We start from the raw sequence: 22,904 nt of genomic DNA on the forward strand, positions 1-22,904 counted from the left end.
ATGAAACCCGAACTGATTAAGCAGAAAGTTTGCCCTAACGATCGTAGAAACCTGGGCTTTGGCCGTTGGTGTTGTGTTTGTTTGGTGGTCATAGGTGCGCTTCTTCCAATTGAAGCGGCTTTTTCCTGCACCATATTTGTCCTGACGAATGCGAAGCGGACCTTGTTTTTTAATAACGAAGATTACTCAAATCCAGCCACTCGCATCTGGTTTCAACCCGCCACCAGGAACTATTATGGCTGTGCCTATCTGGGTTTCAATGACGGCTGGGCACAGGGTGGCGTCAATCAGTACGGATTGGCTTTTGACTGGGTGGCTGGCGCAAAGGAAGCGTATACGCCAGCATCAACCTTGAAAAGTCTTCAGGGTAACGCGGCCGAGCGAATGCTTGAGTCCTGCAAAACAATAAACGACGCCATTCTCTTTTACCGCCGTTACGCAGAACCCGGCTTTGCTTCCGCCAGCATGTTGATTGCTGATAAGACGGGGGCTTCGGTAATTATTAGCGCCCAACAGGGACAACTTCATTTTAACCAGTCTCATCAATCCAGAGGCTTTGGATATGGTAACGAGTCGCTCAAAAAAATGCTTACCCCAGCGCTCAGTCCATCGATCCAAAACGGTTTACCCATTCTAAAAGCCTGTCGGCAGGACGGGATCTATGCCACTAAATATTCCAGTGTTTATGACTTAACCAAGGGCGATATCTCGCTGGTCTCGCTGACTGATCAGGGAGAAAGCGTAACCTTGAATTTACCCTCAGAGCTAAAAAAAGGCGGCCATTATTATGATATTCCGGCGATCGGGCATCAGCGCTCACAGCCGCTGATGCCCCTGGCGGCGGGCATGAATCGATATTTGTGGGAAGGCTACGAACCTTTCCCGGCGGATGAGCCCGTCACGACCAACTTAGTGCAGGAGGTGATTCGGAAAACTCAGGCGGCTACGCTTCGCCCGGACGATTTTACGCCGGAGTTCTGGAAAGTACTGGCTCCGATTCAGCAGGCTATACAGTCCGAGTTACAAAGGTTGGGTACTTTGTTATCCGTGAGACTTCTGGAACGAAAGCAGTCATCGCGCTTATATCTGATGGATTACCAGAACGCCACGGTCCTTCAGCGCTTTGAGCTTGATTCACTGAACCGTATTGCTATGATTAAGTCGGAAGCGGTGGAACTGAAGGTGAGCGTCGTACGGGAGAAATAGGGAAGTCTGATTCGAAAAAACTTTAGTTGATTTACGGGGTATGTTTCAGCTATCTAAGAGAGACTTTATAGCAGGCTCCAGAAAGTTACTTCCCTACCCTTAAGCCAAAATCATAGCGCTTGTCAACTACCCGTTTAATGAGACCAAGCTGGCCACAGTGATACATGGTGTGCTTGATATTCCAATCGATGGCCTCCCGTTTTGTGGTAGCGATGGGATGAGGCGTAGCGGTGGGTTCCAGCAAATTGTCCAGTTCTGAATCTTCCAGAGTCGCCAGAATAGCCAACGACTTTTGTTGCATGAATTGTAAATCAGCCAGCAATTTAACTGACTCTACTTTACCTACTGACAGGGAAGGGCTTGATACGGTAAACCACTCACTATAGTCTCGGATGGGAAGCTGCTGGAGGATATCCATCTGGTGCCCCCGAATGACCATAATCGAATGGAAATACTGACTGATAATCAAATGCCCAAGCTGCCAATCAATGCTGGATTCTACGACGGGGGGAATGATACGCCACTTGTCCAGCGGTACGGGATCAACCAGCTTATTCGTCCATTGATACGCATTGGCGGTTTGATTGATTAATAGCTCTGTCTCAGTCATTACAATTAATTCATTTTGGTAGAAGTGAATCCCTGATAAGCATCATTGGCGCTAAAGGTAGTATACCGATACTAAAAAGTGAGTTAGTGCCGGCCAAATGACCTGCCCGCTCAACCTATCCAATTTGCCGTCAGGGTAATCTTGCGATGTTACCATGGAGGGATTGGTGATTTAGACTCTTACGTTTTTGGGAGCCTTAGTCAAACAGATTTTTAGACAATAAACGGGGTAGAATTTTTGATGAATACTTTTTAAACCCCTATTTGCTTCATGAAAGCCTCTTTGTAATACTCACCAATGGGGATAGGCGTTGACTTGATATAGACCCTATTACCTTCGATGTAATCTATTTTCGAGGCATTGATCAGAAAAGAGCGATGGATGCGCACTAATCCGGCGCTGGTGAGCTTAAGGGCTAAAACACTAAGGGGGATAGTAACCTGCCATATCCCCGTCTCGGACACAATCTTTACCTGCTTACCGATCGCTTCGGCATAGAGAAATCCGGACTTTACCATCCGAAATAGTTTGCCGTCGGATTTTAAAAATAGATACTCGTCCGAATTGGTAACGTAGCTCGTTGCAGGTTTATCGTTATGATTCCCCGCAGCCATACTCAGCGCAGTAATAGCTTTGTCCACCGCGACTATGAAGCGAGGCAACGGAATCGGCTTTAACAGGTAATCGCAAGCCGCTAAATCAAACGCATCCACCGCAAACTCCCGGTAAGCCGTCATAAAAATTACCTGTGGTTTCTGGGGTAGAGTTCGCAGAAAAGATAAGCCATTGAGTTCGGGCATGTTAATATCCAGGAATAGCAGGTCAACTGGCGTTTCGGTCAGCATCGACTTGGCTTCAAAGGCGTTTTCGCATTGGCCAATAATACGAAGTGCTGGTATATGGGCGCAGAAGGCAGCAATAATTCCTCTTGCTATGGGTTCATCATCGACGATGAGGCAAGTAAGCGTGTTCATGTCAGCTGGTTAGAATTCTCAATCGGACCATGAAATAATCATTATCCTTTTCGATCGTCAAGTCATGTTTCCTGGGGTAGAGGAGCGCCAATCGTTTCTGGACATTTTGAAGCCCCATACCGCCTGACTTATCCGCCTCATCGTTTTTGGATGCGGGGCTATATGAGTTTTTAACCAACAGATTTAGGGCGCTGCCGCTGCTTGTTAATTGAATGTCAATTCTGATTGGCTGGCCGGTCGCATGCTTGGAATGCTTAAACGCATTTTCGATAAAAGGTACAAATAGCATTGGGGCTACTAGCAATTCGGTGTTAATCGTGTCGACCGAAACCAGCAACTGTAGCTTTTCGCCAATTCGAATAGACTCAAAATCAATGTAATTCAGTAGGTAGTCGACCTCTTGCCCCAAAGGCACGAGTTGCTTATTGGACATGTACACCGAATAGCTAAGGAGCGTCGAGAGTTTCACCAAGTAGTCCGGCACTTGCTGATCACCCTGGATGGCCAGTCCATATATATTATTGAGCGTGTTAAATAAAAAATGGGGGCTTAACTGGGAAATTAACAGGTTAAGTTCGCTCTCTTTATGGAGCCGTAGCAAATTTGCTTCGGTTAGTTGCTGCTTGATGACGGCTCTGGCTATTTTGGCTCCAGCTCCCAACGCCATAAATAGGGCCGTAAACAACGGGATGGTCACGAAGAAATTCTCCGATTGGTAGTGGGAAAGATAGATCCAACTGGCAATACCAGCTGCCGAGAAAATGACAAAAAGTGTGGCACTGACAACTACGACAGCGAGTAGCGCCTGCTTAACCAGCCAAATCCTCACTAGCTCCCTGCCCGCATAAACACTAGCCAGAATGAAGCAATAGATAAACACTCCTTTTGGCAGTAAGTCGCTATAGTACCGGCTTGACAAAACAATCAGGCTAAGAACAACCAGCAATGCGAAGGTAAAGAAGACATGGACGTTAGCCCGCTTTTCGAACTGCTGTATAATCCAAGTTTCTGATCGGTTCACCCTCAAAATTGTCTACATCTTTCCGAAAATAAAAGTGGGTCCAATCGTATACGCAGTGGGATGGATGTTTAGGTGTCCAAAATACGTTTCTGTACCTAATTAAAAGGCGTCTGTGCCTAAAATTTTGAGGCACAAGACCTTCCGCTCAACTTTGATGGTATGAAAAAGCTCCTCCTACTGGTTCTAACCTTGTTCTTTAGACAGGTATGGGCCCAGCCAGTCAAACCGATCAACTCCATTAAGGAACTGGTCGATTCAATTACCACGATTGTCCAGCAAAAGAAGATCCCCGGGCTATTACTCGGGATCACCACCCGAGACTCGGTTCTATTTTCCGGGGGACTCGGTTATGCTGATTTGGCAGCTGGTCGCCCGGTCAGCAATCGGACGTTGTTCCGAATGGGTTCTATTACCAAAAGCATTGTGTCGCTGGCCATTCTGAAATTGGCCGAAGAAGGGAAAATCAACCTAAACGATGAGTTGAGAAAGATCGCCCCTGAAGTGCCTTTCGTTAATCCGTGGGAACAGACCAATCCGGTCAGGGTGATCAATTTACTGGAACATACCACTGGATTTGATGATTTTAAATTCAACCATATGTACGCGCTCGAACGCAAGGATTACGGGGCAAAGGAGATGATGCTGCTTCAGAAAGAGTCCATGCGGTGTCGCTGGAAACCGTCAGAACGGTTCAGCTACAACAATGTAAATTATGCGATTCTGGGTTATTTGATTTCAAAAATCACCGGGACCCGCTATGATCAATACCTGATCAGGAATGTGATGCAACCTCTCGGTATGACGCATTCGAATTTTAACTTATATAGTAAATACCCCTTGAGAGAGGCCAAGGAATACAGTCCGTCCGATGGAAAGCTACAGGCTGTACCCTCTGTTAGTTTTTTGATCGGTCCCGCCGGGGCTTTGTGGTCTGATGCCGAGGATATGGTCAAGCTGGTTCAGTTCTTTCTGGGTGACGGCCAGCCCGTCATACGACCGTCCAGCCTAAAAAAAATGGAGACGCCACAAAGTTCATTAGCTGCTCGGGCCGGCGTCCTGACGGGTTATAGTGCAGGCAATGAAGACTTTGACGGATTCAGGGGACACCGCGGGATATTGGGAACATATAGGTCGAGTTACCGATACAATAGGAAATTAGGTATCGGTTTTGTCGTTTGTTCCAGTGGCAACGGGTTGGCAACGGTCGAAAATTTGATCACCGATTATCTAGTGCAAACGAAGTCGCCCATCAAAGCGAAAACGACCCGGATGGATACCAAAGCAATGACGCCCTACCTGGGGTACTATCAGATAGAGAACCCACGATTCGAACTCTTGGGATTTCTAGACCGCCTGCTATTAGTTAACGTGGAGGAAGCGAAGGATACACTCTGGTTTAGCATCTTCGGAAAGAAAATTCGAGCCCTTCCAACGGGCTCCCTCACCTTCACCAACCGCTCATCAAACGCGTCAAACATTGTTTTTTTGCAAAGTTACGGCAAGAAAATCTTGGTCGTGAACGACTATTATTGCGAAAAGGTATCAGGCGTCTGGGCACTAACCAGCCGTTTCATTCTCTTCCTTTCATGTTTGGTAGCTGTGTTTGGGATCATTCCTGCGATCATCTCCTTGGTCCAGCGTATCCGAAGAAAATATACCGGTCAACTATGGCTACTCATGAGCTTACCCACTATCGCAGTCATCTGTTTATTGGCAGCCATCCTGAACTTTGAGGCCATTTATACTGATTCATATCGTTTGTATACACTTGCTACTGTGAACATGACTTCGGTCATTATATTTGCGGGCACCCTGCTTTTTGGTCTGCTATCTGCTGGCAATCTAATTTATCTGGTCATGCGTTTTAAAGCTATCCAAACCCGTTTGATGGGCTTGTATTTACTGATTACGGCGGCTTCGCTGCTGATTATTACCGCGTTTCTTCTGACCAATGGCTGGATAGGGTTGAGAACATGGGCCATGTAACCTAGAGTACTGCCACTCGACTGGCAACGGCGATGGCTTACCAGGATGGATAGGAATAGGGGATCATCGGCGGATTCTCCTATCCAGCTCAATGTATGGCCACCTGGCATGGTATCAATCTAGCTGGCGAGTACGATTTCTCTGATGAAACGATGCCCCCGGTGGTTTTTGACTGGAAAGCGTTACTTAATTTTCCGCTAACACGCCCTGGCTTTAGCGAACGAATCCCCAAGTGACGGTTTTTACGGTCGGCCGCGCGGCATGAAACGGCAAAACTACCCTATAACACGTTTCGACCAAACAGTTCACTGAACGGGCTGACGCCCGATGAAATGGGAAAGGGCAGTAAAGAGAGAACAAATGACCGTCCGATCCTCAATCTGTAGGCGGCCCGGAAATTGGGGGACCTCACTCAAATTCACATCGTATAAAAACAGTTAGGAGACACTTCTTCATTGCAAGTAATACCGCATTATTCTAAAGTAAACGAACGTCGATGGCCGAATGCTGTAGTGCAGTCACATGGATTCTTGTGGGAAGTTGGCTGCTATTGAAGTATCAATAAACGCCCGAAATAGATACTCAAACTGCTCTTAGTCTCACAGGGGAGCGTTTTAAGATAATATGTAATCCAAGAATACAAACCATGCCACTCTTGTAACCCATCAAACCAAACAAAAAGTATGGACCTGCTCGGGACCATATTAATAGTGTACGCTTACCCGAACCAAACAATCTTTAGGCTGCTATAAACTAAACTATTTCGCTTGACGATCCATAATCGAACGCGAGGTTTTGCGCCTTCATTCTACCGCCTTGTTGAACGTTGGATGACTGACCCGCTCCCCCTTGGCAACCCCAGACACCGATACGGGTAGAGTTGCCGAAGACGATTTGATAATCGTTTTTACCTCCGCCATATTCACCACTGGCAAGAACTTGGAGAACAGCAAGAATAGGGTGAAAAACAGACCAAACGAGAAGATAAAGTCGCTAATGTCAAATAAGGTGGGGTGAAACATGACCCAACTGGAGGGTAAATAGTCCCGGTGCAGGGAGGTAACCATAATCACAAACCGCTCGAACCACATCCCAATATTGACCACCACTGATAAAACAAACGTCCAGACCACACTCCGACGAACGGAGCGGAACCAGAACAGCTGGGGGGTAATCACGTTACACGTCATCATCGCCCAGTACGCCCACCAATAAGGACCTGTGGCCCGGTTGATGAACACATAGCTTTCAAACTCGACCCCTGAATACCAGGCAATGAAAAACTCGGTTAAGTAAGCTACCCCAACAATCGAGCCGGTCAGGGTAATCACTTTGTTCATTGACTCAATGTGCTCTAAGGTAATGTAGTCTTCCAGTTTATAGACCACCCGGATGATTAATACCAAATTCTGCACCATGGCAAAGCCCGAGAAAATCGCTCCTGCTACGAAGTAAGGCGGGAAGATGGTCGTATGCCAGCCTGGAATCACCGAGGTTGCAAAATCCATGCTGACAATCGTATGCACCGATAACACCAGGGGCGTGGAAAGACCCGCCAGAATTAGACTCATATACTCATACCGGGCCCACGTCTTAGCCGACCCATTCCAGCCTAAAGAGAAGGCCCCATAGATGTAGCGGGAGACCTTGCTGCGGGCCCGGTCCCGAATCGTGGCCAGATCGGGTAAAAGACCCATGTACCAGAAGACCAGCGAGACGGTAAAGTAGGTACTGATGGCGAAGACGTCCCAGACCAGGGCCGATTTGAAGTTGACCCATAGTGAGCCAAAGGTATTGGGCAGAGGTAGTGCCCAGTAGGCCAACCAGGGCCGACCCATGTGCATCAGGATAAACATAGCGGCACACATAACGGCGAAAATCGTCATCGCTTCGGCGGCCCGGTTGACGGCCGTCCGCCATTTTTGGCGGAACAATAGCAAGATAGCGGAAATCAGCGTACCGGCGTGGCCGATACCGACCCACCAGACAAAGTTGGTGATATCCCAGGCCCAGCCCACGGTTTTGTTCAAGCCCCATACCCCCAGGCCTTCCCACCAGGTCCAAAACACACAGGCGGTCCCGTAGAGCAGCACGATCAGGGCGACTGTAAAGGCGATCTTCCACTCCCGGGTGGGGCGTCCTTCCACCTGTTTGCTGATATCTTCGGTCACATCGGCATAGGTCTTGCCCCCGGTGACGAGAGGTGGTCTTACGGATGAAATTACATGGGACATAGGTTATTTTGACGCTTTTGACCGATCTACCTGAAAAGCCACTGATACGCAGGTAGATCAGCTGAGGTTAATGAATTAACTTATGAATAAGAATAGGGTATACTATGCCCCTTTAGGGTTGATTGATCAGGCTGGATAACCCCTAGCACCTACCTGCATTAGGCAGCTAACTAGCCAGATCGAGCGTTTCTAAAAATTGTAAGATTCGCTGTTTTTGCTCATTGGTCAGCGCGTAAAAGCCCAGTACATGAGCGGCCAAGATGGAATCGGCCACCAAAAATAGGATCAACTGAGCCGGTGAACAGTCCTTAGGATCGGGCAGTACGTTTTCCTGATACCACTGGCTGAACATCGCCCGATAATGCTCTTGATTCAGCGCTGCTTGCATCATTACTTTTAGCGATCGCTTTTGTTGGGGGCTCGGATTTTCGTTGATGACTGTTCTTAAAAACGCTAGTACGGGGGTGCTGCTAATAGCCAGTTGTTGTTGAAAAGCTTGGTTAAACTGTTGCAAGCGGTCACTAAACAAGGAGTCTATTAACATTTGTTTTTTGGGAAAATGGTGTACCAGTCCCCCCTTGGTAAGACGGGCTTTTTTGGCCACAGCCTCTAAGCTCATATTGTCGATACCTTTCTGACTGGCAATCTCCAGGGCCGCATCCAGAATGAGTTGCCGGTTTTGGAGGGGCTCTTTTTTGCGTTTATAGTTATTTATAGTTTTCACGACGTGAAGATACCATACGGTCGGTTTCTTTACAAATTCTGAGCAGTTAATTTTTAATTGCTCAGAACGCCCCATTTTTAGTGACCATTTCCAAACTTCAGCCAGTTACGTCAATACTGTCTAGGCTTAGTCTCAAACTGCCATCTCGCAAATCAACGTATCATTTTCAACCAAAGCATGAGTTAGTGATACATCGTAGACCGCAAAGTGACGGATGAGTATTTAAACTGTAATAACTCGCGTCTGAGCGCTGATCTTACTTACATTGTCCGGATGTGCAGGAAGTATTTAGATCACCTTCCGTAAGGCCCCAGGAACGCTTAGGCGATCATCAATTAGTGCGGTTATATCTTATTTACCGACTGATCTGATTTTCTTATAGCTTCCACTTATGATGTAACACTTGTTTCCTACTGATAGTACGGATTCCATCCCTCATAAAAGCCACCAACTTTGATTGTTTAGTAAGGGTGCTTGCGGTAATACATTCGATAACATGAAGGTAGTTTGGTTTCCAAAGTTGGTGTTATTTCTATCGCTGCCAGGGCACATATGTCCCCGACCAAGTTTATTACTTACAGTTTTTCTGAGGTTAGGTTGTTATAACGGAATGGAATATTGAGAATGTTTACTCAAATATCTACCTTTCAATCGATCAGGAGGCAATAATAAAAGGGCTATGACTGCTTGAAGAGATTTAAGAGATTGATGTAACAAATTGGCAACTATTCTGATAACGCCCTAATCCTAAAGTCTAAGTGTATTCCAGCTACAACTGCTACAAATCAATTAGTTACCTTGATTGATGTGGACAAAAAACTAGTGTGTGTCCACGTAATTATCAATCAAGTATTTTGGCTTATCAGCAGGGTAAGCCAATAAGCCTGTCGATAAGCCACTTATAGGATTTACGATTGAGTTGAAAATTTGACTGATTGTTTATATATAATCTCATAAGTTTCTATAAGTCAGATACTTAGACTGTTGATGTGGACAAAAAACTAGTGGCGGCTGTACCGTCATATTGTGTGACCTTGTTTTTTTCCATTTCCTTCTTTGTTTTATCTAACTTTTGGACCAATTTTAGCTTTACAGCTTTCTAAAACCGTACCTTCAAATAACTTGTGAATCAATATATATTTTATTCTTTGATATTTACAGGTGTTTATAACTCCTTTATTATCAATCAGTTGAAGGGTGTTTTTGTGACTTCATGTGGACACAAAACTCGTTATTTGTGGACAGAAAACTCGTGAACTGTGGACAGAAGTTATTCACATTTGACCTGTAAAGTGGACATATTATTCGTAAAGTATTTTTATGCGTGGACAAAATACTAGTTCTTTGTGGACGTGACCACATTTGTATATATTTGTGGATAACCTAAGCAGGACCGCTATGAAGAAACAGATGCCTAGTAATCAACTTTCGTTACTTAAGCTCGACGCTAAAACAGAGATTCTGTTTCAGGCTAATGCGCTCACTAACGCGTATTACGATATGAGCGCGTTGCAAAAGAACATTCTGTATATGGTTCAGTCGCAAATTAAAAAGGATGATCCAGATGACCAACGGTATGTTGTACGAGTTAAGGAAATTATGACAATTACCGATACCGTTAACCCATATAAAAGTTTACAGCTGGCTACAGAGGGTATGATGCAGAAGATTATGAATATCCCAGTAGGGGGTAAGCTACTCCAGGTTGCACCCTTTTCATCGGTACTTTATGACTATGGAAAAGGAACCATGAGCTTTAAGATAGATCCCGATTTGCGTCCTTTTCTGTTCAATCTGGAGAAAGGACGGTTCACCACGTTTGGTAAGGAGCCTGCCATGAATCTACCGGGTAAATACTCTAAACGTATCTATGAAATGCTCTCGTCCTGGAAAAAGGCGGGGATTATGAAAATCAGCATTTTGGAATTGAAAACCCGGCTTCGACTTTATGATCCGGTGACCGAAATCGAGCAGTATGAAGACTGGCGCGATTTCAACAAACGAGTGTTGGTACCGGCTGTTAAGGACATTAATCAGGAGTCCGATCTATTTGTTGAATTTTTTCCGCAACGAGAGGGTAAACGAATTGCCCAGTTACGTTGGCTCATCAAAGTAAAAACTACAGTTCCTATTGAGATAAGTCCGACAGTGTCGGAACTACATGAGAAATTATTGACTCATTTTAAACTGCGGACTGATCAAATTGAGTACATACTGAGTAATTATGAGCCTGAGCTAATTAATAGAAAGCTCTACGAGATCCAGGTTCAGAATGCCAGTAAGAAGATTTCAAATATAGGGGGCTATACCGCAAAAGTGTTTGGCGTATTATGAATAGGGGATTTGTTGCCAAAAATTTTGGACATCCTTTTGCCAGGTTGCAATGCAAAACTAGTCGACCAAGTGCGTGGCTATGGCCTAAAGGCTATTTTTCATGATAGCACCGGTAAAATCAGTCAATAAACTAAGGGATGAGTTGGTAAACGTAGCATTAGTCAGATCGGCATAGGCAAATGAAGCATCTTTGAGCTGGGCTCCCCTAAAATCAGCACCTACTAGTGAACTTTGCGAAAAGTTTGCCCGGTTAAACTGAGCGCCGGCAGCCAGCAGGCTATCCAAATTTTGTCCCTGAAAGTCAGCATCTGATAGATCGATGTTGTTATCAATGGCCTGCTGAACAGCCATGGTCAGGGAATTCTCGGCTATATGTACTTCAGCGATTAGGTCGCCATCACAGGTTTGAAGGTAAAAGGTGTGCATTGATTCTTACGGTTTACTGCAGATTATAGTTGAACGTCCAATTCACTTACACGCTAAGCCTTTCTCGCTGGAGATAGTACTGACTGTCGGGTAGGGAGAGCCCTTGCTTTGTTCGCGTTAGTCCAACGTAGAGCATATTGATTTCTTCCAGGATACTCCCCGGATTTACCGGCTGACGATTGGGTTGTCCGCCCGCTTCGGCCTTTTGCTGCTGATTCAATAGGTCGATATAATCAGCTAATTTACTCTGATCAATGAAATCGTCGCATAAAGTGACCTGGTCATATTCCAGGCCTTTGCTGCGGTGCACCGTTGAAAAGATCAAATCCGCGTGCGGCCGAAAATGCTGGGCCAGGTGGGCCGTCCGGATCTGTTCAATGAAATGGGGTAAGTCATCGCCATACGTGAGCACGAGTTCCAGGGCCGTTTTCATCTGGCCATCACCCGTTTGATCGATGTAATCACCCAGCTCTTCCAGGGAACCCATGGAGCGTAGGAGTGGATTTTTTATTTCACGCTGCCGGTCTTGCTGTAATAAGACCATATCCAACAATCCCGCTCCGTTATCCATAAAGGTATATGTATCGAAGTTACCTTCGAAATAAACGCTTCCGATCACTTCCTGAATGCATAAGAGGTCAATAGCTGCGCTGACCAGCTGCAGATTGGTTCGCCCGATCAAGGCCTGTAGGCAGGTGGGTTCTGCTAAAATTGTCGCATCGTCGACGCTCATGCCCTCAATGGCCTGAGGGGTATAGGTTTCACCCAGAAAGGGATGAATAGGCTCTTTCAAGGATAAAGCGCGCCGGGCCTGGCAAGCAATACCGGGAGGAAATCGGAAGCTCTGCGTTAAACCATAGGCGTCAAAATCTACCTGATTCAGGCTGTTGACAGCGTGGCGGAACCCGTAAATTTGTTGATGGCTATCCCCTACAATGACCCGGCGCGCGTGCTGCTGCCGGCTGAAGACATCCAGCATCGTTGGAGAGGCATCCTGCCCTTCATCGAAAAGAATATAGTCGTAGCGCAACTGAGGCGCTAACAACTGAAATTTCTTCAAGTAATAATCATGGGTTACTTTCAGGCTTCGCTCGTCCATTTGATTCCAGAGCCAGATGGCACCGGCTTGGATAACCGCCCCAAAATAATCAGCGAACCGGCGGGATATCAGGGGATCGTAGCGGAGGAGGTGATTGTAGTTGAGGTCCTCGATCCGGGCAACGGGTTCATTACAGTACCACGCTAGCAGCCGTAAGCTGTGAGCGGCTACAGCTGTCCAGGGTGCTTTGCGACGTGTTGGGGGCATGCAACGGACAACGAGCGATTCGGTTTGCATTCGATTGGCCAGATCAAAAGCCGAATAGCTGCCACTGGCCAGCAATTCGCTGTTTTGTTTGATAACTCGCCCATAGGCTAGGGAATGCGCCGTGTGGATGGTAATGCCCCGTACGCCTTTTCGCGCGAAAGCTTGTTGAGCCTGCTCGCGCACGGTTCGGTTGAAGGCTAGATAAAGGCCGCGGCTACCCGTTTTTTGACGCCTGGCATACTCAATCAATGTGGTTGTCTTTCCCGATCCAGCCACGGCGTTTATCTTCATATCGGTTTGACAGTCGACAATCGCTTTCTGTTCCTGCGTTAGGGCATACCCATTTGCCTGAGACTTCAGCGCTAACCGAGGGGTAGGGGGGCGGTTAACCGACCCGAAGCTTACGCCAGCAAAACGGTCGAGTAGGGACCAGTTCCAAGTATCCATGTTCTTATCGTTTTAAAAGTATCCGGGTCACGGCAGACCGGGTCACCGCACCGGCGGAACGGCCAGACCGGGTCGCATCAGGCCGGTCGTTTGATTATTTTTCGTAATTGACTCCTTAGCGCTTGACATTTTGAAAAAGAATATACATTCACGCCAATTTTCAAATCGTATTACTGGGTTTAAACACCCTTAGCTTTATTTACCTATGCTCAACGTCCTAATTACTAAAGTCAAACCCCATATCTCTCCTCTGCTGGTGTTACTGCTGATCGGTCAATTTACAGCCTGCAAAAAGGGAGGGGTTTCCCCAGACGGCGATCCTGACGCGCTGACGCTGAAAGCCCAGCAAACAGAATTGCTCAATGATGCCAGTTTGCCCGTCGCGGTATCGGGTACTTACCAGGCAGTCGTCATCCGCTGGGAGCGATTCAACAATTCGGACTACAAGAATGAAGGATTCTTGACCTACGATACTCCAGCCATCGAAAGCAAATATTACCTGCAGGTAGATCCTACCATCGGCAAAGATTCCATTCAGCTTACGTTTTGGGGGAACGGGTACGGCGGTGAGATTCCTAAGCGAAATTTGGGTCGTTTTAAAGTTACCCAGGTTTTTAACCGTACCAAGTCGGGAGATGAGGTCACCGGGTATACCCTGGATAGCTGGCAGTTTGGCAGTGCCCTCGATTTGAATCAGATTCATGTTGCCCGCATGGGATATGCCACTAAAACCGAGTTGAGTTACGGCATGACCTTGTGCCGGATACTGGATAAGTCCAGGGCCGACTATGGTCAGATCGCGGTGAATATTACGGGGCAATCGGACCCCACGTCGAATCCCCGTAACCTCAACCCGTGGGGCCATTTTACCTTCACGCGCCGATCGCCGGGGACGCTGTTGAACCGCTAAATGAGTCGCGCTGGTCATTCTATGATCGTTGTATCTGATAGTAAAATACGCATAAAGCAGGGACTTTTTGAAAGGTTTCTGCTTTTTTTTTGGTCGCATAAAGAAATGCTTTAACTTTCTTTTCCCTGTTATAAAATATTAATGAATTGGTGAGGTTAACGTAATTGTGGGTCAGCAGCAAGTTTGGGATAAAAGCGCCATCAAAACACAATAAAAGCCTGATTCTAAATGAATTACCAGCTTCATATACTTATAGCGTCTTGTATTATTCTAAATCTTCCCTGCTGGGTCTGAGCTTTGCTCTTCGGATGACGGACGAACGTACACGTGATGCAAGTACATATCGGTGCGAATAGGAAAGCCCTCCAGGTAGCGATGAATTACTTTGTTTTGATACGGATCAGGCTGGACGATGGATTCCAGATCGATGAAAACGATATTGTAGCGAATCTGCGCTACGGCCTGGGTCCGGCCTTTACTACGATCTTTTTCGTACTGATTTTTTAGTAAATGAACCGTTTCGTTAGCCATTCGGTAGCCATCCGTTGGGTCCTCTACTAAATACTTATAGTTCAACGTGTTGTAAATATAATCTTTATGATAGTTTGACAGGGCTATGTCATAGCGATCCGGATGCTGGGCAATTTGTTTCCACTCATTAAGTTCATCCTGCACGACTCTGTGCTGATCGGTGGGTACATCGAACAACGTTTGTGTATCGAGTTTGTCCAGATCCTGCTGCAATTTCTGAATCACCTCCTGAATCGTGTCGAGTTTGGTTTGACGGGTAATTTTTTCGGCTTTTTTGAGAAAATACCGATGTGTTCGAAAGAAGGTGAGCCGACAGGCAGGTTTTCGCAGATTGATTAATTTAATGGTCCGGCAATCAAACTCTTCCCAAGGGTAAAAAAGGGGTGCATGTTCACGGCTTATGTAGCGAAGCTCGCAATCATCGGGTTCTGGCCCCTCAAGATTCCAGCCTTCGGGCCGCAGGCGTGGTACTTGCTGAATGCATTTTAGCAGTTCAGCACTCATATACAAATAATGATCGCTTTCATAGACTTTTCGTTTTGGTCTCCGCTTTGGCTTTTGTTCCTCATTTTCCATGATTGCTTGATACCCACCTGGTTTTAGTATGTTGCGCAATATTACACTTGAAGGTAAATATTACAATTGATTGCTAATCATTTTCTGACAATTTTATCTAATTTCCTCCAACCAGTTGAGTCATAGCCTTACCTATCCACCGATCTTTTAGTTTTTTTTCTAAGCCACCTGTCTTTTTATAATTTAAACTTACTTTTTACTACTTTTTACTGATTGAATAGATAATACGGCTAAAAAAACTTCTTGCTAACTAATTGATTTTGAATAACATATGATAACTAAATTTATAGTTCAGTGACTAATTCGCTAAGATTTACCGCCTTTGTAAGACAGATCCGCTAACCTCAAGCGACAGTTTCGCTAGCGTCAAACGACAGATTCGCTAATCTGTCGCGACAAATTCGCTCATTTCACGCGACAGATTCGCTAGAAACTGAACGAATACTATGACAAATCCGCTAAGCAAATTCCGGTTTATCCACATGTTTGCTTGACTGTTAGAGCCCTAGTTTACCGCGATAAAACCACACATGCTGATTCCGAACGCATGGGGCACATCAACCAACTCCAAGAAATGCAGCCGAAAAAAAAATTATACTAGCTTTGCAACTATAGATCTTTGAAATATTTATTGGTGACAAATGTTTCAGTTTGTCATTTGCGAACCGAAAAAAAATTATATTTGACCATATATTTAGGGGTAACAGAAATATTTTCTTGTTCGTATGTCATCAACATCAGATATCACATCCCAGCCCTTGCCGCTGAAACAGATCCTGTCTAAATCCCAGAAGCGTCCCGTTAAGCAAAAACGAAGCAATCCCCCGGTGGTGGTTTCCTCAGCGGTTCAGCTGAATCTGTTCGAATTTTTCGAGCAGGGGTATACGCCAAATAACACCAAAGCGAATTACTCAGTCGAGTTAAATCAGGCCTTTCGTCAGCAGATGTTTCGGGAACCCATGCGCTTACTCCAGGCGCTGCCCAAGCTCAATGTGCTGGAACGACGGTTATACTGGCTTGTACTGGGGGCGCTAAAAAATTATCAATATCTCCAGCAGGCAACCCCCCAGAGTGAACCCCTACTTGAACAACGATTGTCTTTTCAGTTTCACCGATCCCGCCTGCGGCCTTGTAAGGATGAAACCGCAACGGTGAATATTAGCGTAACCGATGTAAAAAAGACGCTGGGTTCTTTGTCTGAGAAACGAATCAAATGGGTCAATCCCAAAGGCGATCAGGTGTCGGTTCACATCTTTGATACGCAGTACCTGATGGGTGAAGGGATGATGGTTTTGGAATTGAATCCGAAACTGACGGAGGCCTTTTTGAAGCTGGGTAATGATTTTGCTCAGTTTAATCTCCAGAAAGCACTCTTACTTAAAAAAGAGTATTCGCAGCTTTTGTATAGCTACTTCTCCCGACATCAGTGGCGCGGAAAGTGGACGATCGCCATTGAGGATTTCCGGAAATTAATGGACGTACCCAATCAAAACGACAGAAAAAGTGACTACAAAGGGAGTTACGATCGATTTGCGAACATTAAACGACGGATGATTGAACCGGCCATAGCTGAAATACTACCGCTGGGAGATATGAAGATAACCTACCAAGTACAATCAGTCAATCGCCAGGTAACGCACATTCAGTTCACCATCTGCTCAACAGCGGCTAAGCAGGTCAATGATAAAGATCCGGCGGCAAAAGCCCGGTTGGAAAAGCTTCTTGGCGTCATTGATATGATGAGTTATGCGGATAAACTGAGCTTCACAGCCAAGACACTCCACGAATATTACCCTAAGCTCCAGCCGTGGCAAAAAGATCGTATCCTGGCGGAGCGGAAATTACTGGACTTATTCCTGAGGGCAGACGCGTACGTAGAAGCAGGTTACGTGCAACAGGAAAAGCATGAGGCTTACGTTGCAACCAGTGTATTTAACCGTTCGGCCAACGGAAGCACCTCCTCGACCAGGCATATGGCCCTGTAGGTTTTGTCAATGGGTGTCCCACAGCCTACACGCTATTTCGTCTAAACCTCCTGCGCTCCCCCTTTTCAAAACATTACCTAGTCACGGCTATGGACATAACACCCACCCAGCGCGGCATTATGCTTCTGGTTTTTACTGGCCTGATCGGTTGGCTCATCTATTACTGGTGGATGTTAGCCGGTGGCCGGCAGCCGTCAAAACGGCAGCCTACTTCCTATAATTTGGATAACCAATCTAACAGCCGCTTAAACCAGGCACTGCTTTCCCTGCAAGAGTTTCAGCAGCAACCTATTCTGGAATTGGCCCGGTTAAATTTTCTGCGTCAACTGGATGCAACGGTTTTACACGACCTGATTCTGCTGGCCCTCTCGGCGGTAAATTACGTCGTTCGCATGGATGAACCGGCTCTGCGCTACGAGCTGCCTCCCCTGAAGGAGACTGAACCTAACCGTGATTTTGTGATACTCGACAACACGGAGGCGCTGAGCAAACCGTCCTATAAAGGGCGGTTAAGCCGACCCATGAAAGAGGTCATGATGAATCTTGAACCATGTATTGAGTCGGGTAATGTATTTACAGCAGACGGCCGACCGGTGCTGGTATCCATTCAAACAGAGGGGAATACCTATTCCCGGTATGGATTTAGTCGGCTAAATAAAGCGTGTGAGCTGGAAAACCTGATGGGACTTTTAATCTACCTGGGTACCTCACCCTTGACATCCGCACCCGTGTCACCAGTTGTCATTTTGACAGGAGGTGAACTGTTAGCCATCCTTGATGGACTTGAGCCGTAGAGTAACTACCACTAAAACAAATAAACAACATGGTCGCTCAGCACAAAATAACTGTCAGCGTAGATGACCGAAAAAAAACGCGTTCCCTGCCCGCAGGGCGGTCAGCCGATTACACCTGGACATGGCTAATTGCTGGATTCATTTTTCTGGCATTCCTATGGCATTGGTTTAGACCAATGATTGATGCGGCCTGGCTAATGGTTGACAAATGGCGGGTATTCCTCCATTACCATTGATCAAAATGTCTTAGTTAAACAGCAAAACTATGAAAGCCGAGACAATTAAACTTCCCATTGACCTGTACCGTCAGTACTTAACGTTGACGGATGAACAGCTGAACCAGGCTGTCCTTGTTATTGAAACGTGTCGTCAGCGTGGAATTTTCTCTTCCCTAACGCGGCCAGTTGACTCCTTTAAGCCTGGATTATTTGATTCTGCCTATTCCCGCTCTTGGCACGATCAGTTCAGTGAACATTCTGCTCGTCACACCTATTTTGTCGAATCTAATATTCGCTATTTCACGGCCTTGCTGTTAACCAATCTCATGGATAACTGGGGCCTGCACCCTGATGAAATTAATGAGGAATTCTATCATCTCCTTTTAGAAACAAAACCCGTATTCGACGCTCAATATAAGAAGCAAATTAATGGCTTGAGGGCCCCTATCTTCGAGGCAGAAATGGATTTGGCGCTGCTCCGCTTTGTTGACTCTACCATTTGCTGTCAGTTAATACCCCGTAAAAAAATGTCGGCAGATGAAGAAGTTGAATGCTTCAATGAGGGGAATGCCGAACTGGAGCCTACCCTGAGTATATCGGATTATATTGCCGAAGAAACACTAGAATCGCTGCTAGTATCTAGTAGTCAGGTTACGGCCAACAAATTTCTAAAAAAAATCAGCCCGAATTTACTTGGCTCATACGATCCACTGGATTTCAGTGCTCCCCTGTCGCCTCCTGAAGAAGATACGGCCATCAAACAGGGCAGCTTAGCCAATCTTAACCGATTAAACACGGAGGAGTTAATAAATCGATTAGCTGAATCTGACATCGATTTATTAAGTAGTATACCCTGGCATTCCATTCAGGCTTGCCCCAACTGTTTTAGTCGAGCGTTAGCTGAACGGAAAAAAGAAACGGATGAAGGCACTCATTACTGCTCAGCGTGTCGCAAACGCGTGAGGCCAGCTTATGTGCCTTTTTATACTGAAAACTACACGGCCGATCCCCATATTGCCGTTACCAAACACCGACGTCACCTTACTAAGCTAATAACGGATAAAATAGCCGGTCTTAAACGACTGGAATCATTAAAAGTATCTGGCTGGAAAAGGCGCTGCTATTTTATTAGTTTAGATCATATTGACGAAAAAGCATATAAGGACCTTGCATTATTGTACGAAGCGTTTTACGACGATTATACCGCTGACACACCAGATGCCAAACTGCAAATTCAGCTCTGCTCTAACGGAGGTAACGTCTTTCAGGCCAAACGAATTAGTGCGCTTATCAATGCTAATCAACACATAACGCATGTTCAAGGCAATGTGCTGAACAGTGCGGCTTTCGATATTTTCTTTACGGTAACCTGCAGCCGTGAGTTAACTCCGTACGCACAGGGAATGTATCACTTGGCCCGATCGGCGCACTTCGTGTTGGAAAATGGGTTAGTTCCAAGCTGGCAACAAACAATCAACGGGGAAGAGTCGCTGGCGTTATGTGAACAGGTTGGCATGACTGAAGGGGAAGTTGGTCGCATAAAATCAGGTGAGGACGTTTACTTTACCTATGCACGGTTGAACGATTTTCTCGAACAGTCAACTGCTCACAAACCAATTTCAAGAGATATTTCAAACGCTCATTCATACGCGGCTGACATAACAGCTATTGCTAAGCGGTTCACAGGTAGTAATTAAGATTAATGGTCTTATACACTTTAAGGCTTATTATAACTCGCCTCCCACCCATAAGTGCTAGGTTTATTAGTCAAAATGGGGAAGAGTCCGCTGGTCCGGAGGAGTATCAGGCTACTGTAAACAGTAATCAAGTCTACTTATTTTATCTACTATGAAACCTTTTGATGGTACTCTCATTTTCACTCGGCTGGCTCCGCTGCTCAACTTGATTATCCCGGACATTCCGCTCCGGCCGTTCTTTTCCCGCCTGATTATTGCTTTTCTGACCACTCAAACGATTGGAGCATTAGTCACACTGGGGCAGTCAATGCTGGGCAGTCCCAGTGATGACACCTGGCAATATTACCTGTTTCTGGCGCTGGAAATGATCCAATACGGTTGTTGGTTCTGGAATGTCTGGTACGGAATTCGGCTACTATTTACCTGGGTTATACCACTCGATGCCAAAGGTATCCTGACGGCGGACTCTGTTGGGTTAGCCATATCGCTTGGTTTTCTATTGTTTATGGTTAATGCGGTTTCTTCACTGCAAGATCAAACGTACTCCTTCACGATCCGATTAGTATTAATCGCTGCCTTCACGATTAGCATCGCCCTGCCAATGATTTGGAAAAAAGCTACCTAGTAAACTAGTGCTCTTTAGAACAATAAATGGGATACTGATGTGTCAGTATCCCATTTATTGTTCTAAAGAGCACTAGTTGATTTTTGGTTAGTCCATACTAGCAGTAAGCGTAGCTGTGGTAAATAAGCTTTTTTTGTGCGTACGACCTAACAATGGTTTTTCAATTAGGAACCAGGATAACGTGGCTGTACTGATTAGTAGCACTGAGTAAAATATAATTTCGGTGAATCCATTAACTGAACGAATGTGCAGGATGTCAGCCGTTCTCAACCAGGCCTGGCGACCATAGCTTTGCTGCGGGGCATGAATAGTAAAGATTAGATTATGGTATAGATACAACCCGTAGCTGATCCGGCCAATGTATTGACAAACGGGATTCAACAGAAGCAGCCGACCCAGCACGCCAAGGGGTTGATGACAATAGCCAACCAAATATCCCCCGTAAAGCGATACCGTAAAGCGTAAGCCAGCGGCCATACCTGGCGAATAGAATAATCCCCGACCGGTAAGCTGCCAGAGCAGGCCAGCCAAAATAACCGACGGCCAGGCGATGAATAAACTGTTTAACAGGATCGATGAGCTGAAAAATGATTGGCACTGTTCAGGTCTGTATAACCAGTACCAGGCAACGAGTAAGCCTATGCCATACCCATCCAAACAGCCTGGTAGTAGGCAGTAGCTGGCTGGCCACCAAATCGCTGCGGGAAAAAGAAGGTAACTGCTGCTCCGGAAAAATAAACTGATGATGATCAGGATCAATCCAAGCTTGGGCAGCTGCTGGCTGGGCGTCAGCCATATCAAGAAGGGCATTAGAATGTATAACTGTTCCTCAACCGACAAAGACCACAGGTGATCCAGATGAGGAACCGGATGAGTAACCAGAAAAAAATTGGCGGTATAGGTAAAGAAAGGTATACCCTGATGCCGGATCACGGAATCACCCGCCACCAGTAAGACTGACAAAGCAAGAAAATAAATTGGGAAAATACGCCAGGCTCGGCGCCTTAGAAAGGGGGTCAAAAACCGTCGAAAAGAAAACCGTTCATCACCTCTATCAACCCGCTGTTTTTCAATTAATAAAATACGACTGATTAAAAAGCCGCTTAAGACAAAGAATAGCGAAACCCCTGCGTTTCCTACCATACCGTAATCGTGCATTCCGTCAACCCAATGATCAAGTATCACAAGACCAACGGCCCAGGCCCTCAAACCTGTCAAAGCAGGAAAGTATCGTATCGTGGTTGTTGGCATAACATTGAGTATTTTTATAGACTGTAAATTATTCTATAACCTTGCATATGGGTAGTAATATTAGTTTTTTTTCGGTCAACATTGGTGAATATTTTAAACTATTATCAAAAGTAAACTACTTGGGAAAGTGTAAATGCCAAAATCCACAATCAAGAAAAACGCCTGATTCCTTATCAATTAGCTGAACTGGGCTAATAGTTTACCTTCAAGGTGGGTCACTGGCGCGAGTACTTTACCATAAGATCCTCAGACTTATACATTGCCATACGTAACTTAATAGCAAAATTACTTGATCGCTTAAACGGTAGTCGAAACACAAATGGGGGCAAAATCATGAAAGCACGACTAATAAAGGTGGTAAAGCCCCCCGGTTAATATTAAAAATAGCTTTATGCTTACCTCAGCTTGTATAGCCTCACGACCGTAGTTATACGTTAAGCGGCATAAAGGTTGGCCACAATCAGTTGACAGATGTTAAGATAGTTCATGAAAACAACCGCAGGCATAATCAGATTTCACTTTACCAGTGTAGGCGACCGGGCTTCTTACTTCACTATGTTGCGTACATATCGTCAGCAGCTCCTGTATTATCACGGTTCTGTATTTCCTGACTTTAATACGGATGGCAGTTTGCTTCTAACCAAAAAAGCCCGTTTCCGCTATGAGAACGAGTATTTTCTCAAACATGCTGAACGCCTTCCAGTAGACCCAATTTTATTATACAATGCCTTCATGCCCTGTCTGAGCTGGCAACATCTTGTGGATACCCGCATAACCCATGATGGAACAAATTGGGAATTAACTCTTCAATTGAATGATGCATGTCGCTCCTTCGGTCATGATACAAACACCGGTGAGTTTGACGAATGGGTTAGCCACCTGGAACTTATCATTCATAGACCGCTGGTGGCCAGTGGCGTTTACTACTAATATAACTACCAACGACTTGTTAATTAAACCAGTACGAAGCGCTCTGGCTATTAACATGCTTACGATTAAGTAGATAGGACATTAAAAACCATCAATAATACGACCTGCCAGGCAATTTG

20 protein-coding genes and 1 pseudogene are annotated in these 22,904 nt (G+C 45.7%); 11 read left to right on the plus strand and 10 right to left on the minus strand.

All coding sequences use genetic code 11. The features are described from left to right. Entirely contained in the window at nt 1-1,206 is a 1,206-nt protein-coding gene (locus ACYVEA_RS28535) for a carcinine hydrolase/isopenicillin-N N-acyltransferase family protein (protein ID WP_461116828.1), read from the plus strand. A gap of 85 nt (nt 1,207-1,291) precedes the next feature. Here ACYVEA_RS28535 and ACYVEA_RS28540 read toward each other — a convergent pair whose 3' ends face one another. From ACYVEA_RS28540 to ACYVEA_RS28550, 3 genes are all read right to left on the minus strand, one after another. After that, on the minus strand, nt 1,292-1,816 hold the full coding sequence (locus ACYVEA_RS28540; RefSeq protein WP_461116829.1) for a DinB family protein: 525 nt from the start codon (nt 1,814-1,816) through the stop codon (nt 1,292-1,294). A 251-nt stretch (nt 1,817-2,067) separates the two neighbouring features. After that, a complete protein-coding gene (locus ACYVEA_RS28545) occupies nt 2,068-2,790 on the minus strand; it encodes a LytR/AlgR family response regulator transcription factor (protein ID WP_461116830.1) in 723 nt (240 codons plus the stop codon). A gap of 1 nt (nt 2,791) precedes the next feature. Next, nucleotides 2,792-3,811, minus strand: coding sequence for a sensor histidine kinase (locus ACYVEA_RS28550; protein WP_461116831.1), 1,020 nt, complete (start codon nt 3,809-3,811; stop codon nt 2,792-2,794). 159 nt (nt 3,812-3,970) lie between these two features. Here ACYVEA_RS28550 and ACYVEA_RS28555 point away from each other — a divergent pair, with 159 nt between their 5' ends. Continuing rightward, complete coding sequence (locus tag ACYVEA_RS28555) at nt 3,971-5,797, plus strand: serine hydrolase domain-containing protein (RefSeq protein WP_461116832.1); 1,827 nt, start codon at nt 3,971-3,973, stop codon at nt 5,795-5,797. Nucleotides 5,798-5,892: 95 nt separating this feature from the next. After that, a complete protein-coding gene (locus ACYVEA_RS28560; RefSeq protein ID WP_461116833.1) occupies nt 5,893-6,033 on the plus strand; it encodes a hypothetical protein in 141 nt (46 codons plus the stop codon). 567 nt (nt 6,034-6,600) lie between these two features. On the opposite strand, the gene nrfD is transcribed toward ACYVEA_RS28560, so the two are convergent. From nrfD to ACYVEA_RS28575, 3 genes and pseudogenes are all read right to left on the minus strand, one after another. After that, complete coding sequence (gene nrfD / locus ACYVEA_RS28565) at nt 6,601-8,031, minus strand: NrfD/PsrC family molybdoenzyme membrane anchor subunit (protein ID WP_248475548.1); 1,431 nt, start codon at nt 8,029-8,031, stop codon at nt 6,601-6,603. A gap of 166 nt (nt 8,032-8,197) precedes the next feature. Further along, on the minus strand, nt 8,198-8,755 hold the full coding sequence (locus ACYVEA_RS28570) for a TetR/AcrR family transcriptional regulator (RefSeq protein ID WP_248475541.1): 558 nt from the start codon (nt 8,753-8,755) through the stop codon (nt 8,198-8,200). Between the two features lie 435 nt (nt 8,756-9,190). Next, a pseudogene (locus tag ACYVEA_RS28575) lies at nt 9,191-9,316 on the minus strand (DNA/RNA non-specific endonuclease); the annotation flags it as partial. 837 nt (nt 9,317-10,153) lie between these two features. On the opposite strand from ACYVEA_RS28575, the gene ACYVEA_RS28580 reads away from it, so the two are divergent. Continuing rightward, nucleotides 10,154-11,089, plus strand: coding sequence for a replication initiation protein (locus ACYVEA_RS28580; protein WP_461116834.1), 936 nt, complete (start codon nt 10,154-10,156; stop codon nt 11,087-11,089). 84 nt (nt 11,090-11,173) lie between these two features. On the opposite strand, the gene ACYVEA_RS28585 is transcribed toward ACYVEA_RS28580, so the two are convergent. Next, nucleotides 11,174-11,515 carry a pentapeptide repeat-containing protein gene (locus ACYVEA_RS28585; protein ID WP_461073699.1) on the minus strand — a complete coding sequence of 114 codons (342 nt, stop codon included), beginning with the start codon at nt 11,513-11,515 and terminating at the stop codon, nt 11,174-11,176. A gap of 46 nt (nt 11,516-11,561) precedes the next feature. After that, entirely contained in the window at nt 11,562-13,268 is a 1,707-nt protein-coding gene (locus ACYVEA_RS28590; RefSeq protein WP_461116835.1) for a UvrD-helicase domain-containing protein, read from the minus strand. Nucleotides 13,269-13,473: 205 nt separating this feature from the next. On the opposite strand from ACYVEA_RS28590, the gene ACYVEA_RS28595 reads away from it, so the two are divergent. Beyond that, entirely contained in the window at nt 13,474-14,178 is a 705-nt protein-coding gene (locus ACYVEA_RS28595) for a hypothetical protein (RefSeq protein WP_461116836.1), read from the plus strand. A gap of 270 nt (nt 14,179-14,448) precedes the next feature. On the opposite strand, the gene ACYVEA_RS28600 is transcribed toward ACYVEA_RS28595, so the two are convergent. Then, a complete protein-coding gene (locus ACYVEA_RS28600) occupies nt 14,449-15,285 on the minus strand; it encodes a hypothetical protein (RefSeq protein ID WP_461116837.1) in 837 nt (278 codons plus the stop codon). 725 nt (nt 15,286-16,010) lie between these two features. On the opposite strand from ACYVEA_RS28600, the gene ACYVEA_RS28605 reads away from it, so the two are divergent. From ACYVEA_RS28605 to ACYVEA_RS28625, 5 genes are all read left to right on the plus strand, one after another. Further along, nucleotides 16,011-17,270, plus strand: a complete 1,260-nt coding sequence (locus ACYVEA_RS28605) for a RepB family plasmid replication initiator protein (RefSeq protein WP_461116838.1) — start codon at nt 16,011-16,013, stop codon at nt 17,268-17,270. An 89-nt stretch (nt 17,271-17,359) separates the two neighbouring features. Further along, complete coding sequence (locus tag ACYVEA_RS28610; protein ID WP_461116839.1) at nt 17,360-18,064, plus strand: hypothetical protein; 705 nt, start codon at nt 17,360-17,362, stop codon at nt 18,062-18,064. A gap of 29 nt (nt 18,065-18,093) precedes the next feature. Continuing rightward, nucleotides 18,094-18,300, plus strand: a complete 207-nt coding sequence (locus tag ACYVEA_RS28615; RefSeq protein ID WP_461116840.1) for a hypothetical protein — start codon at nt 18,094-18,096, stop codon at nt 18,298-18,300. Nucleotides 18,301-18,329: 29 nt separating this feature from the next. Then, the gene (locus ACYVEA_RS28620; RefSeq protein WP_461116841.1) at nt 18,330-19,979 is read left to right on the plus strand and encodes a hypothetical protein; all 1,650 of its coding nucleotides are present in this window, start codon (nt 18,330-18,332) and stop codon (nt 19,977-19,979) included. Between the two features lie 151 nt (nt 19,980-20,130). Further along, nucleotides 20,131-20,604, plus strand: coding sequence for a hypothetical protein (locus ACYVEA_RS28625; RefSeq protein WP_461116842.1), 474 nt, complete (start codon nt 20,131-20,133; stop codon nt 20,602-20,604). 87 nt (nt 20,605-20,691) lie between these two features. Here ACYVEA_RS28625 and ACYVEA_RS28630 read toward each other — a convergent pair whose 3' ends face one another. Beyond that, nucleotides 20,692-21,855 carry an acyltransferase family protein gene (locus ACYVEA_RS28630; RefSeq protein ID WP_461116843.1) on the minus strand — a complete coding sequence of 388 codons (1,164 nt, stop codon included), beginning with the start codon at nt 21,853-21,855 and terminating at the stop codon, nt 20,692-20,694. A gap of 486 nt (nt 21,856-22,341) precedes the next feature. Between ACYVEA_RS28630 and ACYVEA_RS28635 the strand changes: the two genes are divergently transcribed. After that, nucleotides 22,342-22,785, plus strand: coding sequence for a hypothetical protein (locus ACYVEA_RS28635; RefSeq protein ID WP_461116844.1), 444 nt, complete (start codon nt 22,342-22,344; stop codon nt 22,783-22,785). Nucleotides 22,786-22,904 lie beyond the last annotated feature (119 nt).

The organism is Spirosoma jeollabukense (genome assembly GCF_054777855.1).

What these genes read in the sequence shown, in the direction of transcription:
- ACYVEA_RS28535 (WP_461116828.1), top strand. Translation starts at nt 1, where the DNA reads ATGAAACCCGAACTGATTAAGCAGAAAGTTTGCCCTAACGATCGTAGA.
- ACYVEA_RS28610 (WP_461116839.1), top strand. Translation starts at nt 17,360, where the DNA reads ATGGACATAACACCCACCCAGCGCGGCATTATGCTTCTGGTTTTTACT.
- ACYVEA_RS28605 (WP_461116838.1), top strand. Translation starts at nt 16,011, where the DNA reads ATGTCATCAACATCAGATATCACATCCCAGCCCTTGCCGCTGAAACAG.
- ACYVEA_RS28625 (WP_461116842.1), top strand. Translation starts at nt 20,131, where the DNA reads ATGAAACCTTTTGATGGTACTCTCATTTTCACTCGGCTGGCTCCGCTG.
- ACYVEA_RS28560 (WP_461116833.1), top strand. Translation starts at nt 5,893, where the DNA reads ATGGCCACCTGGCATGGTATCAATCTAGCTGGCGAGTACGATTTCTCT.
- ACYVEA_RS28620 (WP_461116841.1), top strand. Translation starts at nt 18,330, where the DNA reads ATGAAAGCCGAGACAATTAAACTTCCCATTGACCTGTACCGTCAGTAC.
- ACYVEA_RS28630 (WP_461116843.1), bottom strand. Translation starts at nt 21,855, where the DNA reads ATGCCAACAACCACGATACGATACTTTCCTGCTTTGACAGGTTTGAGG.
- ACYVEA_RS28635 (WP_461116844.1), top strand. Translation starts at nt 22,342, where the DNA reads ATGAAAACAACCGCAGGCATAATCAGATTTCACTTTACCAGTGTAGGC.
- ACYVEA_RS28580 (WP_461116834.1), top strand. Translation starts at nt 10,154, where the DNA reads ATGAAGAAACAGATGCCTAGTAATCAACTTTCGTTACTTAAGCTCGAC.
- ACYVEA_RS28585 (WP_461073699.1), bottom strand. Translation starts at nt 11,515, where the DNA reads ATGCACACCTTTTACCTTCAAACCTGTGATGGCGACCTAATCGCTGAA.
- nrfD (WP_248475548.1), bottom strand. Translation starts at nt 8,031, where the DNA reads ATGTCCCATGTAATTTCATCCGTAAGACCACCTCTCGTCACCGGGGGC.
- ACYVEA_RS28600 (WP_461116837.1), bottom strand. Translation starts at nt 15,285, where the DNA reads ATGGAAAATGAGGAACAAAAGCCAAAGCGGAGACCAAAACGAAAAGTC.
- ACYVEA_RS28590 (WP_461116835.1), bottom strand. Translation starts at nt 13,268, where the DNA reads ATGGATACTTGGAACTGGTCCCTACTCGACCGTTTTGCTGGCGTAAGC.
- ACYVEA_RS28595 (WP_461116836.1), top strand. Translation starts at nt 13,474, where the DNA reads ATGCTCAACGTCCTAATTACTAAAGTCAAACCCCATATCTCTCCTCTG.
- ACYVEA_RS28555 (WP_461116832.1), top strand. Translation starts at nt 3,971, where the DNA reads ATGAAAAAGCTCCTCCTACTGGTTCTAACCTTGTTCTTTAGACAGGTA.
- ACYVEA_RS28540 (WP_461116829.1), bottom strand. Translation starts at nt 1,816, where the DNA reads ATGACTGAGACAGAGCTATTAATCAATCAAACCGCCAATGCGTATCAA.
- ACYVEA_RS28545 (WP_461116830.1), bottom strand. Translation starts at nt 2,790, where the DNA reads ATGAACACGCTTACTTGCCTCATCGTCGATGATGAACCCATAGCAAGA.
- ACYVEA_RS28615 (WP_461116840.1), top strand. Translation starts at nt 18,094, where the DNA reads ATGGTCGCTCAGCACAAAATAACTGTCAGCGTAGATGACCGAAAAAAA.